Genomic DNA, 17,337 nt, shown 5'->3' with positions numbered 1-17,337 from the left:
GACCGCCCTTTGTCTGGGGAAAAGGTATTGCCTGTGGCGGGGAAACATCACCAAAAACACCTTAAAAATTCGAGCTAGAAAAATATGGTTTTTACATTAGGTCAGCGCTGGATTAGTGATACGGAAAGTGAGCTGGGGCTCGGAACGGTCGTGGCGGTGGACGCCCGCATGGTTACGCTGCTGTTTCCGGCGACGGGGGAAAACCGCCTGTATGCCCGTAACGACTCACCGGTCACGCGCGTTATCTTTAATCCGGGCGATACGGTGACCAGCCACGAAGGCTGGCAGATGCGCGTCGATGAAGTACGCAATGAAAATGACCTGATGACCTATATCGGCACGCGTCTCGATACGGATGAAAGCGAGGTGGTGCTGCGTGAAGTGATGCTCGACAGCAAGCTGGTGTTCAGCAAACCGCAGGATCGCCTGTTCGCCGGCCAGCTCGACCGTATGGATCGCTTCGCCCTGCGCTACCGCGCCCGCAAATATCAGAGCGCGCAGTATCGCCTGCCGGTGAGCGGCCTGCGCGGTATGCGCACCAACCTGATCCCGCACCAGCTGCATATCGCCCACGACGTGGGCCGCCGCCATGCGCCGCGCGTGCTGCTGGCGGATGAAGTGGGCCTCGGCAAAACCATCGAAGCCGGCATGATTATCCAGCAGCAGCTGCTGGCCGGACGCGCCGAGCGCGTGCTGATCATCGTGCCGGAAACCCTGCAGCACCAGTGGCTGGTCGAGATGCTGCGCCGCTTTAATCTCCATTTTTCGCTGTTCGACGACGACCGCTACGCCGAAGCGCAGCACGACAGCGACAACGCCTTTGAGACCGAACAGCTGATTATCTGCTCGCTCGACTTTGTGCGCCGCAACAAGCAGCGTCTTGCACTGCTGGCGGAGGCGGAGTGGGATCTGATGGTGGTCGACGAAGCGCACCACCTCGCCTGGAGCGAAGGCGAGCCGAGCCGCGAATATGCGGTGATTGAACAGCTGGCGGAGCAGATCCCTGGCGTGCTGCTGCTGACCGCGACGCCGGAACAGCTGGGCATGGAGAGCCACTTCGCCCGTCTGCGCCTGCTCGATCCCAATCGCTTCCACGACTTTGCGCAGTTTGTCGAAGAGCAGCAGCACTTCCGCCCGGTCGCCGACGCGGTCTCTTCGCTGCTGGCCGACAAAGCGATCTCGCAGGAGCAGATGAACATCATCAACGATCTGGTGGGCGAGCAGGATATTGAGCCGCTGCTGCAGGTTGCCAACAGCGAACGCGACGGCAAACTCGACGCGCGCAAAGAGCTGATCGCCATGCTGATGGATCGCCACGGCACCAGCCGCGTCCTGTTCCGCAACACGCGTAACGGCGTGAAGGGCTTCCCGAAACGCGAACTGCATCAGATCCGCCTGCCGCTGCCCGCCCAGTATCAGACCGCTATCAAGGTCTCTGGCATTATGGGCGCGCGTAAAAGCGCGGAAGAGCGTGCGCGCGACCTGCTCTACCCCGAACAGATTTATCAGGAGTTTGAAGGCGACACCGGCACCTGGTGGAACTTTGATCCGCGCGTAGAATGGCTGCTGGGCTACCTGACCAGCAACCGTAAAGAGAAAGTGCTGGTGATCTGCGCCAAGGCGGCCACTGCGCTGCAGCTGGAGCAGGTGCTGCGCGAGCGCGAGGGCATCCGCGCGGCGGTGTTCCACGAGGGGCTGTCGATTATTGAACGCGACCGCGCCGCCGCCTGGTTCGCTTCGGAAGAGAATGGCGCGCAGGTGCTGCTCTGCTCCGAGATCGGTTCTGAAGGGCGCAACTTCCAGTTCGCCAGCCGTCTGGTGATGTTCGATCTGCCGTTTAACCCGGATCTGCTGGAGCAGCGTATCGGCCGTCTCGATCGCATCGGCCAGGCGCACGATATTCAGATTATGGTGCCCTGGCTGGAGAAAACCGCCCAGGCGGTGCTGCTGCGCTGGTATCACGAGGGGCTCGACGCCTTTGAGCACACCTGCCCTACCGGCCGCACCATTTACGACAGCGTGCATCAGCCGCTGATCAACTTCCTCGCCGCGCCGGAAAACAGCGAGGGGCTGGATGAGTTTATTGCTGAATGCCGCAAGCAGCACGAATCGCTGAAAGCGCAGCTGGAGCACGGCCGCGACCGCCTGCTGGAGCTGAACTCCAACGGCGGCGAGTCGGCGCAGGCGCTGGCGGCGGAGATCGCCGCGCAGGACAACGATACTGAGCTGGTGAACTTCGCGCTCAACCTGTTCGATATCGTCGGCATCAACCAGGAAGATCGCAGCGATAATCTGATCGTACTGACGCCGTCTGACCATATGCTGGTGCCTGATTTCCCGGGCCTGCCGGAGGATGGCTGCACCATCACCTTTAACCGCGATCAGGCGCTGTCGCGCGAAGATACCCAGTTTATTACCTGGGAGCATCCGCTGATCCGCAACGGCCTGGATCTGATCCTCTCCGGCGACACCGGCAGCTGCGCGCTGTCGCTGCTGAAAAACAAGGCGCTGCCGGTGGGCACGCTGCTGGTTGAGATGATCTACGTGGTTGAGGCGCAGGCGCCGAAGCATCTGCAGCTGACGCGCTTCCTGCCGCCGACGCCGATCCGCATGCTGCTGGATCGCAACGGCACCAACCTGGCGGGCAAGGTGGAGTTTGAGAGTTTCAACCGCCAGCTCAACGCGGTGAATCGCCACACCGGCAGCAAGCTGGTCAACGCGGTGCAGCAGGATGTGCATGCGATTCTGGTGCAGGCGGAAGAGAAAGTCGTGCCGGAAGCGCAGGCGTTGATCGCAGCGGCGCGCGCCGAAGCGGATGAGAAGCTGGGCGCGGAGCTGTCCCGTCTCGAAGCGCTGAAGGCGGTCAATCCTAACATCCGTGAAGATGAGATTGAGGCGCTGGAGAGCAATCGTCAGCAGGTGCTGGAAAGCCTGAGCCAGGCCAACTGGCGTCTCGACGCGCTGCGCCTGATCGTGGTGACGCATCAGTAATGGCCCGGGGCCTTCGGGCCCCTTTTATTCTGAACAGAAAGCGAACAGATGATGGAACCCTACAATCCGCCGCGCGAACCCTGGCTGCACATCCTTTACCAGGATGCGCACATTATGGTGGTCAATAAGCCGAGCGGGCTGCTGTCGGTGCCTGGCCGGCTGGAAGAGCATAAAGACAGCGTCATGACGCGCATTCAGCGCGACTTTCCGCAGGCGGAATCGGTGCATCGTCTCGATATGGCCACCAGCGGCGTGCTCGCGGTCGCCTTAACCAAGGCGGCGGAGCGCGAGCTAAAGCGCCAGTTTCGCGAGCGCGAGCCGTCAAAAAGCTATGTGGCGTGCGTCTGGGGTCATCCGGCAGCGGAAAAAGGGGTGATAGATCTGCCGCTTATCTGCGACTGGCCGAACCGGCCGAAACAGAAGGTCTGCTTTGAAACCGGCAAAGCGGCGCAGACCGAGTATGAAGTGCTGGCTTTTCTGGACGACAACAGCGCGCGCGTGGCGCTAAAGCCGATTACCGGCCGTTCCCACCAGCTGCGCGTACATATGCTGGCGCTGGGCCATCCTATCTTAGGCGATAACTTTTACGCGCATCCGGAAGCGAAAGCGCGGGCGCCGCGCCTGCTGCTGCACGCCGAGTCGCTGACCCTTACCCATCCAGCCTTTGGCAACAGCATGACGTTCCGCCAGCCCGCCGATTTCTGAGCGGGCCAGCCGGTTATTTAAAGCCTTTCTCGCGGCGAATCAGATCGTAAGCCGCCTGAATCTCTTGCGCCTTCTGCTTCGCCATCTCCATCATCTCCGGCGGCAGGCCTTTCGCTACCAGCTTATCGGGATGATGCTCGCTCATCAGCTTGCGGTAGGCGCGCTTGATGGTGGTGGCGTCGTCGCTGCTTTTAACCCCCAGCACGCTGCAGGCATCCTCCAGCGTCGGCCCGCGCTGCGCCTGCTGGAAGCCGCCGCCCTGTCCGCCGCCGAACTGCTGTCCCCCCTCCATCATGCGCAGGAACTGATCGAACTGCATGCGCGAGATGCCGAGCTCCTCAGCGATCACGTAGAGCACCTGGCGCTCGTTCGGATGCAGCGAACCGTCGGCAAACGCCGCCTGAATCTGAATTTCCAGAAACATCCGAATCAGATCGAAGCGGCCGAAACAGGCGCTGCGCAGCTCGCGCAGTTTGCTGCGCAGCGGATAGTCGCCCTGCTTGCCCTCGCGGAAGGCGCGCTGGGCAGCGGTGCGCGCCTCGCCGTGCAGCTGCATGCGCTCCATTAATAAGGAGGCGATTTGAATATCGGCTTCGGTGACGCGCCCCTTCGATTTGGTAAGGTGGCCCATCACCTGAAACGTGGTCTGAAAAAACAGCGTCTGGCGGGTTTGGTTATTCGCAAACCAAGCCTGTCCCTTTGCGCTGCGAACTTTATCGATCAGATGGCCAATCGCCAGGCCAAACACAATGCCCCAAAAACCAGCGCCGGAAAGCAGCCCCAGCACCAGCCCAATTACTTTTCCCCAGTAGCGCATAAACTCCTCAATTCGCCATGCTTGCGGCTGAAAATTGCATTATCATACCTGTCATTTATCCCAGCGCCTAACGGCAACGCGGACAGACACGGATTAACACTGGCACAACGCCGGGCAGTGCGTTAGTCTCTGAGCCGATTGTCGGCATGATGCCAGTTTTCATGGAATTCTCGATACCGCGTATGAATAAACGACTACCTACCCTGCTGGCCACCATGATTGGCGCAGCGATATCCAGTCAGTCAGCCCTGGCCGACGATCTTATGTCGCAGTGTATGCTGGGCGTGCCGAGCTATAATCGCCCGCTGGTAACTGGCCAGACTAACCAGCTGCCGGTGACCATTCATTCTGATGCGGCGAAGGGAAACTATCCGGACGACGCGGTATTCACCGGCAACGTGGATGTGCAGCAGGGCAACAGCCGCCTGCAGTCCGATGAGATGCAGCTGCATCAGCGTCAGCAGGAAGGACAGACCACGCCGGTTCGCACCGTCGACGCGCTGGGTAATGTGCGCTATGACGACAACCAGGTCATCCTGAAAGGTCCGAAAGCCTGGTCCAATCTGAATACCAAAGATACCAACGTCTGGAACGGCAACTACCAGATGGTGGGTCGCCAGGGTCGCGGCGACGCCGAGCTGATGAAGCAGCGCGCCGACAACCGCTACACCATTCTGGAAAACGGCAGCTTTACCTCTTGCCTGCCTGGCTACAACAGCTGGAGCGTAGTGGGATCCCAGGTGATCCAGGATCGCGAAGAAGAGGTGGCGGAGATCTGGAACGCCCGCTTTAAGCTGGGTGCGGTGCCGATCTTCTATAGCCCCTATCTGCAGCTGCCGATCGGCGATCGCCGCCGCTCCGGTTTCCTGATCCCTAACGCGAAATATGGCAGCAGTAAAGGCTTTGAGTTTGTTCTGCCCTACTACTGGAACATTGCGCCGCAGGCGGACGCCACCATTACGCCGCACTATATGTCGAAGCGCGGCATGCAGCTGGAAAACGAATTCCGCTACCTGACGCAGTTCGGTGCCGGCCTGATGGAGTTCGATTATCTGCCGTCGGACAATCAGTATGATAAAGACAAAGCGGCGCGTAATATTGCGGAAGACAAGAGCAACGACCGCTGGCTCTTCTACTGGCAACACGCCGGGGTCTACGACCAGCACTGGCGCTTCAACGCCGATTACACCAAAGTTAGCGATCCTTACTACTTTAACGATCTCGACTCGAAGTATTACAGCTCGACTGACGGCTATGCGACGCAGAAGTTCAGCATCGGCTATGCCGACACGAACTGGGACGCCACGCTCTCCAGCCGCGACTTCCAGGTCTTCGGCGATACCAGCAACTCCAACGTCTATCGCGCGCAGCCGCAGCTCGATTTGAACTTCTACCAGAACGACATGGGTCCGTTCGACGGACGCGTCTATGCTCAGGCGGTGAAGTTTACCAACGTCAACAATCACTATCCTGAAGCGACCCGCCTGCACATCGAGCCGACGCTGAACCTGCCGCTCTCCAACGGCTGGGCGAGCCTGGATACCGAAGCGAAGTTCCTTGCCACGCACTATCAGCAGGATTCGCTGGAGTATTACAACGCCAACCTGGCGGGCGCGGACAACAGCCAGAGCGGCCAGCTGAAAAGCTCGGTGAACCGCACCATGCCGCAGTTCAAGGTCGACGGCCGTCTGGTGTTTGACCGCGATATGGACTGGGCGCAAGGCTACACCCAGACCCTCGAGCCGCGCGTGCAGTATCTCTATATTCCATACCGCAACCAGAGCGATATCTATCCGTACGACTCAACGCTGCTGCAGACCGACTATACCGGCCTGTTCCGCGACCGTACCTATAGCGGTCTGGATCGCATCGCCTCCGCCAATGAGGTAGCGACCGGCGTCACCACGCGTATTTATGATCAGGATCTGGTTGAACGTTTTAACGTTTCCGTGGGTCAAATCTACTCGTTTACTCCTGCGCGTACTGGCGTAAACCAGACAAATAAAGAAGATGACACCGGCAGCCTGATTTGGGCCGGCGACACCTACTGGAAAGTCAGCGATCGCTGGGGCTTACGCGGCGGGTTGCAGTATGACACCCGTCTCGATAACGTCGCGCAGGGCAATACCGTGCTTGAATATCGTCGCGACGCCGACCGCGTTCTGCAGCTGAGCTATCGCTACAGCAGCCCGGAATATGTGGCCAGCGCGCTGAACAACTCCGACCTGGTGAACAACCCGATCTATAAAAAGGGCATTTCACAGGTCGGCGGCACCGCCAGCTGGCCGATTGCGGACGCCTGGTCAGTAGTAGGCGCCTACTACTACGATACGCGTAACCAGAAACCCGCTTCGCAGCTGGTTGGCCTGCAGTACAGCTCCTGCTGCTACGCGATCCGCGTCGGTTACGAACGCAAGATCAACGGTTGGGAAAACAACGACAGTAAGTATGACAACCAAATCTCATTCAACATTGAGCTGCGTGGTCTGAGCTCCGGTTATGGCTTAGGCACCGACCAGATGCTGCGTCAGGGCATTATCCCTTACCAGCGCGCTTTCTGATGTTGCAATGTTTGACTGGTAATTCCCGCACTGCGGAAACAACTATGGAAAAAGTATGAAGAACTGGAGAATGCTGATTCTGGGTGTGGCGGTAGCCGCCAACACCGCGTTCGCAGCACCACAAGTGGTTGATAAAGTCGCTGCCGTTGTTAATAACGGCGTCGTGCTGGAGAGTGACGTAGATAATATGCTGCGCACCGTGAAGGCGCAGGCGCAGCAGGCCGGGCAGCAGCTGCCGGACGACAAAACGTTGCGTCACCAGATCCTTGAACGTCAGATCATGGACAATATCATCCTGCAGATGGGCGAAAAAGCGGGCCTGCAGATCAGCGATCAGCAACTCGACCAGGCGATCGCCAATATCGCCGCGCAGAACCGTATGAGCCTCGATCAGCTGCGCAGCCGTCTGGCCTACGACGGCGTTAACTACAGCGACTACCGCGGACAGATCCGCAAAGAGATGCTGATCGCCGAAGTACGCAACAATGAAGTACGTCGCCGCGTGACTATCCTGCCGCAGGAGGTCGATACGCTGGCGACCCAGGTCGGCGCGCAAAACGCCCAGGGCACCGAGCTGAACGTCAGCCAGATTCTGCTGCCGCTGCCGGAAAACCCGTCGCAGCAGCAGGTCGACGATCAGGAAGCGCTGGCTAAGCAGCTGGTCGGCGAACTGAAAGGCGGCGCGGATTTCGGCAAGCTGGCCGTTACTTACTCTGCCGACCCGCAGGCGCTGAAAGGCGGCAACATGGGCTGGGGCAAAATTGAAGAGCTGCCGACCCTGTTCGCTCAGGCGCTGTCGAGCGCGAAGAAAGGCGATATCGTCGGCCCGATCCGCTCTGGCGTCGGCTTTCATATCCTGAAGGTTAACGACCTGCGCGGCGAGAGCAAAAATATCTCCGTCACCGAAGTGCACGCGCGTCATATTCTGATCAAACCGTCGCCGATCATGACCGACGATCAGGCGCGCGCGAAACTGGAGCAGATTGCCGCCGATATCCGCAGCGGTAAAACCAGCTTCGCCGCGGCAGCCAAGCAGTTCTCTGACGATCCGGGCTCCGCCAACCAGGGCGGCGATCTGGGCTGGTCCTCGCCGGAAGCCTTCGATCCGGCATTCCGCGACGCCCTGCTGCAGCTGCAGAAAGGCCAGACCAGCCAGCCGGTTCACTCCTCTTTCGGCTGGCACCTGATCCAGCTGCTGGATACGCGTCAGGTGGACAAAACCGACGCGGCGCAGAAAGAGCGCGCCTATCGCCTGCTGTTTAACCGCAAGTTTGCCGAAGAAGCGCAAACCTGGATGCAGGAACAGCGCGCCAGCGCCTACGTGAAAATTCTGGACGGCAATGCCCAGTAATTACCGCGTCGTCATTACGCCCGGCGAACCCGCCGGGATTGGTCCCGATCTCGCCATTCAGCTGGCTCAGCAAAACTGGCCGGTTGAACTGGTGGTCTGCGCGTCACCGCAGCTGCTGCATGAGCGCGCTGCCCAGCTCGGTTTGCCGCTGACGCTGCGCGACTATCAGCCCGGCCTCGCGGCGCAGCCGCAGCTGGCGGGATCGCTGACTATTCTGCCGGTTGAAACCGCGCAGCCGGTCACGCCCGGAAAACTGCAGCCTGCCAACAGCGCCTATGTGCTGGCGACGCTGGCGCGCGCCTGCGACGGCTGCCTGAACGGCGAATTCGCCGCGTTGATCACCGGCCCGGTGCATAAGGGCGTGATTAACGATGCAGGCATTCCTTTTACCGGCCATACCGAGTTCTTCGCCGATCGCGCCGGTGGCCATCGCGTCGTGATGATGCTGGCGACCGAGGAGCTGCGCGTCGCGCTGGCGACCACACATCTGCCGCTAAAAGATGTCTCTGCGGCCATTACCCACGCCAGCCTGCGTGAAGTGATCACTATTCTGCATCGCGATCTGCAGCAGAAGTTCGCCATCCCCCAGCCGCATATCTTTGTCTGCGGGCTTAACCCCCACGCGGGCGAGAGCGGTCATATGGGACGCGAGGAGATCGACACTATTATTCCGGCGCTCGACTCCCTGCGCGAACAGGGTATTCAGCTCACCGGGCCGCTGCCGGCCGACACCCTCTTCCAGCCCAAATATCTGCAGCACGCCGATGCGGTGCTGGCGATGTATCACGATCAGGGTTTGCCAGTGCTAAAATTTCAGGGATTCGGCCGCGCGGTGAATATCACCCTTGGCCTGCCCTTTATCCGAACCTCCGTCGACCACGGCACCGCGCTGGAACTGGCCGGTCTGGGTCAGGCGGAGCCGGGCAGCTTTATTACGGCGCTTAACCTCGCCATCACTATGATCAAGAGCAGTAATGAATAATCGCGTCCATCAGGGGCACTACGCCCGTAAACGTTTCGGGCAGAACTTCCTGAACGATCAGTACATTATCGATAGCATTGTCTCCGCCATTCATCCGCAGCGCAGCGAAGCGCTGGTGGAGATCGGCCCTGGCCTCGGCGCGCTGACCGAACCGGTCGGCGAACGTCTCGACGCCCTGACGGTGGTCGAGCTGGATCGCGATCTGGCCGCGCGCCTGCAGACCCATCCGTTTCTCGGCCCCAAACTGACGATCTATCAGCAGGATGCGATGACCTTCGATTTTGCCGCACTGGCTAAAGAGAAAGGTCAGCCGCTGCGCGTCTTTGGCAACCTGCCCTACAATATCTCGACCCCGCTGATGTTCCACCTTTTCAGCTATACTGGTTCGATTAAAGATATGCACTTCATGCTGCAGAAAGAGGTGGTTAACCGCCTCGTCGCCGGTCCGGGCAGCAAAGCCTACGGCCGCCTCAGCGTGATGGCGCAATACTATTGTCAGGTTATCCCGGTGCTCGAAGTGCCGCCGCACTCTTTTACGCCGCCGCCTAAAGTGGATTCGGCTGTGGTGCGCCTGGTGCCCTTTACTGAGCCGCCATATCCGGTCAGCGATATTCGCGTACTGAGCCGCATCACCACCGAAGCCTTCGGCAAGCGTCGCAAAACGCTGCGCAACAGCCTCGGCTATCTGTTCACTGCCGGCGCGCTGGACGAGCTGGGCATCGATGCAGGACTCCGCGCGGAAAACGTGTCGGTGGCGCAATACTGTCAGTTAGCCAACTGGCTGGCGACGCACAACGTTGAACCGCTGGAGTAATGCATGAGTGAATCGGCCCGGATCTCTGTTCAGGTACAAAGTCTCTATATCGCCTCTCAATCCTCGCCGGAAGAGGAGCGCTTTGTCTTTGCCTATACCATCACCATCCGGAATCTGGGTCGAAATGCCGTGCAGCTGCTGGGCCGTTACTGGCTAATCACTAACGGTAACGGGCGCGAAACCGAAGTTCAGGGCGAAGGCGTGGTCGGCGAGCAGCCGGTGATCGCGCCCGGCAGCGAATTTCAGTACACCAGCGGTGCCATTATTGAAACGCCAATGGGCACCATGCAGGGACACTATGTGATGCAGGATGAAGAGGGGGAAACCTTTCATATCGACATCCCGGTGTTCCGCCTCGCCGTAGAAAGCCATATACACTGATCTTTTCACCCTTCGCCCGACGCCGTCGGGCGCGGTCTTTTATTGCGGATAATTCTCTATGAGCACATATCTGATTGGCGACGTCCACGGTTGTTACGATGAGCTGCGCGCTCTGCTAAAGCAGGTCGACTTTACGCCTGAGCAGGATACGCTGTGGCTGACCGGTGACCTGGTGGCGCGCGGTCCAGGATCCCTTGAGGTGCTGCGCTACGTGAAATCGCTCGGCGAAAGCGTGCGTATGGTGCTGGGCAATCACGATTTGCATCTGCTGGCGGTGTTCGCCGGCATTAGCCGCAACAAGCCCAAGGATCGCCTGACGCCGCTGCTCGAAGCGGAAGATGCCGACGAGCTGCTCAACTGGCTGCGCCGTCAGCCGCTGCTGCAGGTGGACGAAGAGAAGAAGCTGGTGATGGCGCATGCCGGGGTGACGCCGCAGTGGGATCTGGAGACGGCACAGGCCTGTGCGCACGAGCTGGAGGCGGTGCTCTCCAGCGACAGCTATCCGCTGTTTCTCGACGCCATGTATGGCGATATGCCAAATAACTGGACGCCGGAGCTGAGCGGCCTGGCGCGCCTGCGCTTTTCCGCCAACGCCCTGACGCGCATGCGCTTCTGCTTTCCCAACGGCCAGCTCGATATGATCTGCAAAGAGACGCCGGACGCCGCGCCGCCGCCGCTGCGCCCCTGGTTTACCATCCCCAGTAAGCTGCCCGAGGATTATACCCAGGTGTTCGGTCACTGGGCCTCGCTGGAGGGCAAAGGTACGCCGCGCGGCGTGATCGGTCTCGATACTGGCTGCTGCTGGGGTGGCGTACTGACGCTGCTGCACTGGGAAAGCCAGCGCTACTATACGCAGGCCTCTAACCGCCAGCCGACGGTCAACGACAGCGTTCCGCCGCAGCAGTCCGCCTGACAAACGTGCAAAAGAAAACGCCTTGTCCAGGGACAAGGCGTTTTGCTGACTAACGCTTAGCGGCGATCGAGGATTTCGAAGCAGTAGCTGTGGGAGTTCTGCTCGTCGGCGTCGTGAAACTCGCTAAAGGTCGATTGCCACTCGTCCGGTTCGTAATCAGGGAACTGCGTGTCCCCTTCTACTTCGGCGTCGATATGGGTGAGATAGAGGCGATCGGCGCGCTTCAGCATCTGCTCGTAGATACGGCCACCGCCAATTACCATAATCTCCGGCACGTCACCGGCCGCTTTAATCGCCTCGTCCAGCGAGGTTACCCAGGTCACCCCTTCCGCTGCGCCCGGCTGACGGCTGACCACAATATTCAGGCGTCCCGGCAGCGGACGACCGATGGATTCAAAGGTCAGACGCCCCATAATCACCGGCTTATTCAGGGTGTTACGTTTAAACCACGCCAAATCCGCAGGCAGGTTCCACGGCATGGCACCTTCCATACCAATGACGCGATCTGCTGCTAATGCCGCGATCAGACTAATCATGTTAAGAGACTCACAGATAAAAAATTCGCGCCATCATACGTAAAGGCGAAACTTTCGTCGATAGGGGGAAGAGTGTAATTACGTAAAGGGCTTTTGCCACCGCATTTTTATAACTCAGCAGAGTTTTACACCGCTTTTTTCCTGTGCAGCACCCTAAGCCGCCAGATAAAATAGGTTCCCTGGCACAAGGGCGGGAATAGCGCCGGGGTAACAGCAACGGCGGCTCGGGCTTGATTAAAAAAGGGACAAGAGAGTGAACCACTATCTGACGGTTTTAAAAATGTATGCGGTCGTTAACGGTCGCTGTCGTCGCAAAACGTTCTGGCTGTTTTTACTCTTCAGCACGCTGATTTCGCTGGCCTGCAGCGCGGCAGATGAGCTGTTCGGGCTGAAAATTCACGCAGACCAGGGCCTGCTTTCGCTGATCTACTCCATTGCCGTTCTGATCCCCTCCGTCGCCGTTGGGGTGCGTCGCTTGCACGATCTCGATCGCTCCGGCTGGTGGCTGCTGATTATGCTTATTCCGCTGCTGGGCACGCTGCTACTGCTAATCTACTTCTGCCTGCGCGGCACCGTCGGTCCAAACCGCTTTGGTCCCGACCCGCTGGATAACGCGGCGCTCGCCCCATAAAAAAACGGCTCCCTGAGGAGCCGTTTTCCATTTCTGACGATTAGAAATCGTAGCGCAGACGCACCAGGTTCATATCGCCCAGGTTGTCGGTGCTGGATGTAAACACGTGCTCGTAGTCGACGCGGAAACCGTAGTCGAGGAACAGCGTTACGCCGACGCCGTTGTCGATGCGCTGGTAGTTGCGACCGTTAACATATTCCAGACGATCGCCCATCACGTAAGGCTGCACTGCTTTCAGGCCATACTGCTTGACCGGAATTTTGTAGCCGGCAAAGTATTCCAGGCCCCATGCATCATCGGCGAAGTAGTCGTTGACGTTGCTGCGTTTGGTCAGCAGGTAGTTTTGATACCAGCCGCCGCCTGCGGAGAACGTCCAGTTACCCGGCTTCCAGCTTAATGCGGTGCCGTAGATATTCTGGTTGTAGTCACCGCTGTCGCCATTGCCCGGGTTACGCATCTCTGCGCGGGTGTAGTTCCACGCCGTGCCCCAGGTCAGGTCGTCGGTGATATGGTAATCCACGCCCAGCGAGCCGCCGCCTTTGCGCTTGTAGCGCAGGCCGTTGCCCGGCAGATATTCGTTGTCGCTGAACAGGTAAGAGGCATACAGATCGACCGCGCCGAAGGTATTTTTATACTTCAGCTGCTTGCGTGAACGGTAGGAGCCGTCATAGTCGCCGTTGATGCCGTTGCCCGGCGCCTGGCCTTTCATATCGTAATCCCAGATATCGGTCTTCGCGCCGACAACGTCATAGAAGACGCTGTTCTGCTGGCCGAAATAGATCTCACCCCAGGTTTTACTTTTCAGGCCGGTATAGAGCTGGCGACGCGTGGTGTCGTTGGCGCCCTCTTTATAGTGGTTATCCCAGTCGAATACGGCGGGAATATTAACGCCCACCTCGTAGTAGCTCGCCCAGCTAATATCGTCGAACAGATAATAGTCAGCGGCGAAACGGAAACGGGTGCCGCCGTCAAAGCCATTACGCTTGTACGATTTGTCGTTAACGCCGGTCAGATGTTCGAACTGCGGACGAATACTGCCGCCCACGGTGAAGTTGAGTCGGCTCAGCGGATCGCCCGCCTGCGGATCTTGTTTCAGCAGAGTAATTTCAGCCTGGCTGGCCAATGGCGCAGCCGCCATTAACGCAGCAATAGCGCTGAGTGTGAAAGCACGCATTTTCATTTTTTTATAAATCCCTGATAGGCCCGGAAGAATAGGCGGCGGAATATTACGTTGAGCAAGCGGGCTTTCGCTTTATAAATTTGTGCGATTTTTCCGAAAAATAACAACAATAGCATTGCGCGCTAAGCCTAAAGACAAATGAGCAAAACTTTAATCGTTTTTAGTTATTTATTATCAAAGCAGGCGATAAAAAAATAAAAAAAACGGCCCCGGAGGGCCGTTTCATTGCGCACGGAAATTAACCGTTAATCAGCGCGTGCATTTCCTGTACGGAAATCACCTGTTCCGTTGGATCCGCATTCAGCGACATGGCCGTCGCGAAACCACCGTTCAGCGTGGTGTCGTAGTGCACTTTGTACTGCAGCGCGCTGCGACGAATAACGCGCGAATCCTCAATCGCCTGACGACCAGCGGTGGTGTTGACGATATAGGTATATTCGCCGTTCTTCAGGCGGTCCTGAATATGCGGACGACCTTCATGCACCTTATTCACCAGACGCGGATTGATGCCCGCTTCGCCCAGCACCACGGCGGTGCCGTGAGTGGCGTCCAGCTCAAAGCCGAACTTAAGCAGCTTGGCCGCCAGATCGACGATGCGTTTCTTATCGCCTTCGCGTACCGACAGCAGCGCGCGGCCGCTCTTCTTCATATTGCTCTGAGCGCCCAGCATCGCTTTTGAGAAGGCTTCGGCGAAGGTACGGCCAACGCCCATCACTTCACCGGTGGAGCGCATTTCCGGGCCGAGAATCGGATCCACGCCCTGGAATTTGTTGAACGGCAGCACCACCTCTTTTACCGAGTAGTATGGCGGGATCACTTCCTTTGTGACGCCCTGCTCGGCCAGAGTTTTGCCTGCCATTACGCGCGCCGCCACTTTCGCCAGCGGCACGCCGGTGGCTTTAGAGACAAACGGCACGGTACGCGCCGCGCGCGGGTTGACCTCAATCAGGTAAACCTCGTTATCCTTCACCGCGAACTGCACGTTCATCAGGCCGCGCACGTTGAGCTCAAACGCCAGGCGCTCAACCTGCTGGCGCATCACGTTCTGGATCTCCTGGCTGAGCGTATAGGCGGGCAGCGAACAGGCGGAGTCGCCTGAGTGTACGCCAGCCTGCTCGATATGCTCCATGATGCCGCCAATCAGCACGCGTTCACCGTCGCAGATCGCGTCTACGTCAACCTCTACCGCGTCATCCAGGAAGCGGTCCAGCAGCACCGGCGCGTCGTTGGAGACGGAGACGGCGGTCTGGAAGTAGCGCTTGAGGTCGATCTCGTCGTAGACGATCTCCATCGCGCGGCCGCCCAGCACGTAAGAAGGACGCACCACCAGCGGATAGCCGAGGCTGGCTGCTTTCTCGACCGCCTGCTCCAGCGTCGTAACCGTGGCGTTGGCCGGCTGCTTCAGGTTGAGGCGATCGACCGCCTGCTGGAAGCGCTCGCGATCTTCGGCGCGGTCGATCGCGTCCGGGCTGGTGCCGATAACCGGCACGCCAGCAGCTTCCAGCGCGCGCGCCAGCTTCAGCGGCGTCTGGCCGCCGTACTGCACGATCACGCCTTTCGGCTTCTCGATACGCACAATTTCCAGCACGTCTTCCAGCGTAACCGGTTCGAAGTAGAGACGGTCGGAGGTATCGTAGTCGGTAGAAACGGTTTCCGGGTTGCAGTTCACCATAATGGTTTCGAAACCATCTTCGCGCAGCGCCAGCGCGGCGTGTACGCAGCAGTAGTCGAACTCAATGCCCTGCCCGATGCGGTTTGGCCCGCCGCCCAGCACCATAATCTTATCGCGATCCTGATTCGGGTTCGCTTCGCACTCCTCTTCATAGGTGGAGTACATGTAGGCGGTATCGGTGGCGAACTCGGCGGCACAGGTATCGACGCGCTTATAGACCGGATGCAGGTTGTACTGCTGACGCAGCTTGCGGATCTCCCCTTCCGACACGCCCGCCAGCATCGCCAGACGCGCATCGGCGAAGCCTTTACGCTTCAGCGCACGCAGGAACGGCTGGCTCAGGCTGTTCACCCCTTCGCGCGCCACCTGCTCTTCCAGACGAACCAGCTCCTCAATCTGCACCAGGAACCAGCGGTCAATATTGGTCAGGTTAAAGACGCCATCCACCGACATACCGGCGCGGAACGCATCGGCGATATACCAGATACGCTCGGCGCCCGCGTCTTTCAGCTCGCGGCGAATGCGGGTCAGCGCATCGGCATCATCCAGGTGTACCTTCGGATCGAAGCCGGTTGCGCCAACTTCCAGGCCGCGCAGCGCTTTCTGCATCGACTCCTGGAAGGTACGGCCAATTGCCATCACTTCGCCTACGGACTTCATCTGCGTGGTCAGACGGTCGTTTGCGCCGGCGAATTTCTCGAAGTTGAAGCGCGGGATCTTGGTGACAACGTAGTCGATAGAGGGCTCAAACGACGCCGGCGTCAGACCACCGGTAATATCGTTCATCAGCTCGTCCAGCGTGAAGCCGACCGCCAGCTTGGCCGCCACCTTGGCGATCGGGAAGCCGGTCGCCTTAGAGGCGAGCGCCGAGGAGCGCGAGACGCGCGGGTTCATTTCGATAACGATCAGGCGGCCATCCTTCGGGTTAACCGAGAACTGCACGTTAGAGCCGCCGGTTTCCACGCCGATTTCACGCAGTACCGCCAGCGAGGCGTTACGCATGATTTGATACTCTTTGTCGGTCAGGGTCTGCGCCGGCGCCACGGTAATGGAGTCGCCGGTGTGAATGCCCATCGCGTCGAAGTTTTCAATGGAGCAGACAATGATGCAGTTGTCGTTCTTGTCGCGCACCACCTCCATCTCATACTCTTTCCAGCCAATCAGCGACTCATCGATCAGCAGCTCGTTGGTCGGCGAGAGGTCCAGACCGCGCTCGCAAATCTCTTCAAACTCTTCGCGGTTGTAGGCGATGCCGCCGCCGGTGCCGCCCATGGTGAATGAGGGACGAATGATGCAGGGAAAACCGACATCTTCCGCCACCGCCAGCGCTTCTTCCATGGTATGGGCGATGCCTGAACGTGCGGTATCCAGCCCGATGCTTTTCATCGCCACGTCAAAACGACGACGATCTTCTGCCTTATCAATGGCATCAGCCGTGGCGCCAATCATGGTGACGCCGAACTCTTCCAGCACCCCCTGACGCTCCAGCTCCAGCGCGCAGTTCAGCGCCGTCTGGCCGCCCATGGTCGGCAGCACCGCGTCCGGGCGCTCTTTTTCGATAATTTTGCGCACCACTTCCCAGTGAATCGGCTCGATATAGGTCGCATCGGCCATCTCCGGGTCGGTCATAATGGTCGCCGGGTTGGAGTTCACCAGAATGACGCGGTAGCCCTCTTCGCGCAGCGCCTTACACGCCTGCGCGCCAGAGTAGTCAAACTCACAGGCCTGGCCGATAACAATCGGGCCTGCGCCAAGGATCAGGATGGATTTTATATCTGTACGTTTCGGCATTTTCTGGCTCCT

Annotated in this window: 13 protein-coding genes; 9 read left to right on the top strand and 4 right to left on the bottom strand. The window is 59.0% G+C overall.

What is annotated here, in order from left to right; genetic code table 11:
• Nucleotides 1-84 precede the first annotated feature (84 nt).
• Entirely contained in the window at nt 85-2,991 is a 2,907-nt protein-coding gene (gene rapA / locus MHZ97_RS08705) for an RNA polymerase-associated protein RapA (RefSeq protein ID WP_103793919.1), read from the top strand.
• A gap of 51 nt (nt 2,992-3,042) precedes the next feature.
• Nucleotides 3,043-3,696, top strand: coding sequence for a bifunctional tRNA pseudouridine(32) synthase/23S rRNA pseudouridine(746) synthase RluA (rluA, locus tag MHZ97_RS08700; protein WP_103794040.1), 654 nt, complete (start codon nt 3,043-3,045; stop codon nt 3,694-3,696).
• Nucleotides 3,697-3,709: 13 nt separating this feature from the next.
• On the opposite strand, the gene djlA is transcribed toward rluA, so the two are convergent.
• Nucleotides 3,710-4,513 carry a co-chaperone DjlA gene (gene djlA, locus MHZ97_RS08695; protein WP_103793918.1) on the bottom strand — a complete coding sequence of 268 codons (804 nt, stop codon included), beginning with the start codon at nt 4,511-4,513 and terminating at the stop codon, nt 3,710-3,712.
• A 182-nt stretch (nt 4,514-4,695) separates the two neighbouring features.
• Here djlA and lptD point away from each other — a divergent pair, with 182 nt between their 5' ends.
• Genes lptD through apaH form a run of 6 tightly spaced genes read left to right on the top strand, consistent with a single transcriptional unit; the run spans nt 4,696 to nt 11,515 of the window.
• Complete coding sequence (gene lptD / locus MHZ97_RS08690) at nt 4,696-7,074, top strand: LPS assembly protein LptD (RefSeq protein WP_239314342.1); 2,379 nt, start codon at nt 4,696-4,698, stop codon at nt 7,072-7,074.
• Between the two features lie 55 nt (nt 7,075-7,129).
• The gene (surA, locus tag MHZ97_RS08685; RefSeq protein WP_103793916.1) at nt 7,130-8,425 is read left to right on the top strand and encodes a peptidylprolyl isomerase SurA; all 1,296 of its coding nucleotides are present in this window, start codon (nt 7,130-7,132) and stop codon (nt 8,423-8,425) included.
• Nucleotides 8,415-9,407, top strand: a complete 993-nt coding sequence (gene pdxA, locus MHZ97_RS08680) for a 4-hydroxythreonine-4-phosphate dehydrogenase PdxA (protein ID WP_239314341.1) — start codon at nt 8,415-8,417, stop codon at nt 9,405-9,407. Before surA ends, pdxA begins: the two co-directional genes overlap by 11 nt.
• Complete coding sequence (rsmA, locus tag MHZ97_RS08675; RefSeq protein ID WP_103793914.1) at nt 9,400-10,221, top strand: 16S rRNA (adenine(1518)-N(6)/adenine(1519)-N(6))-dimethyltransferase RsmA; 822 nt, start codon at nt 9,400-9,402, stop codon at nt 10,219-10,221. Before pdxA ends, rsmA begins: the two co-directional genes overlap by 8 nt.
• A gap of 3 nt (nt 10,222-10,224) precedes the next feature.
• Nucleotides 10,225-10,602, top strand: coding sequence for a Co2+/Mg2+ efflux protein ApaG (gene apaG, locus MHZ97_RS08670; RefSeq protein WP_103793913.1), 378 nt, complete (start codon nt 10,225-10,227; stop codon nt 10,600-10,602).
• Nucleotides 10,603-10,660: 58 nt separating this feature from the next.
• Complete coding sequence (gene apaH / locus MHZ97_RS08665; RefSeq protein ID WP_103793912.1) at nt 10,661-11,515, top strand: bis(5'-nucleosyl)-tetraphosphatase (symmetrical) ApaH; 855 nt, start codon at nt 10,661-10,663, stop codon at nt 11,513-11,515.
• Nucleotides 11,516-11,571: 56 nt separating this feature from the next.
• On the opposite strand, the gene folA is transcribed toward apaH, so the two are convergent.
• Nucleotides 11,572-12,051 carry a type 3 dihydrofolate reductase gene (gene folA / locus MHZ97_RS08660; RefSeq protein WP_103793911.1) on the bottom strand — a complete coding sequence of 160 codons (480 nt, stop codon included), beginning with the start codon at nt 12,049-12,051 and terminating at the stop codon, nt 11,572-11,574.
• A 253-nt stretch (nt 12,052-12,304) separates the two neighbouring features.
• On the opposite strand from folA, the gene MHZ97_RS08655 reads away from it, so the two are divergent.
• Nucleotides 12,305-12,682 carry a DUF805 domain-containing protein gene (locus MHZ97_RS08655; protein WP_239314340.1) on the top strand — a complete coding sequence of 126 codons (378 nt, stop codon included), beginning with the start codon at nt 12,305-12,307 and terminating at the stop codon, nt 12,680-12,682.
• 40 nt (nt 12,683-12,722) lie between these two features.
• On the opposite strand, the gene MHZ97_RS08650 is transcribed toward MHZ97_RS08655, so the two are convergent.
• Nucleotides 12,723-13,862, bottom strand: coding sequence for a porin (locus MHZ97_RS08650; protein ID WP_103793909.1), 1,140 nt, complete (start codon nt 13,860-13,862; stop codon nt 12,723-12,725).
• Nucleotides 13,863-14,100: 238 nt separating this feature from the next.
• Complete coding sequence (carB, locus tag MHZ97_RS08645) at nt 14,101-17,325, bottom strand: carbamoyl-phosphate synthase large subunit (protein ID WP_103793908.1); 3,225 nt, start codon at nt 17,323-17,325, stop codon at nt 14,101-14,103.
• Nucleotides 17,326-17,337 lie beyond the last annotated feature (12 nt).

Source organism: Pantoea sp. ACRSC (assembly GCF_022346785.1).
Taxonomy (GTDB): domain Bacteria; phylum Pseudomonadota; class Gammaproteobacteria; order Enterobacterales; family Enterobacteriaceae; genus Pantoea; species Pantoea alvi.
This window is presented reverse-complemented; position numbering and strand designations above follow the sequence as displayed.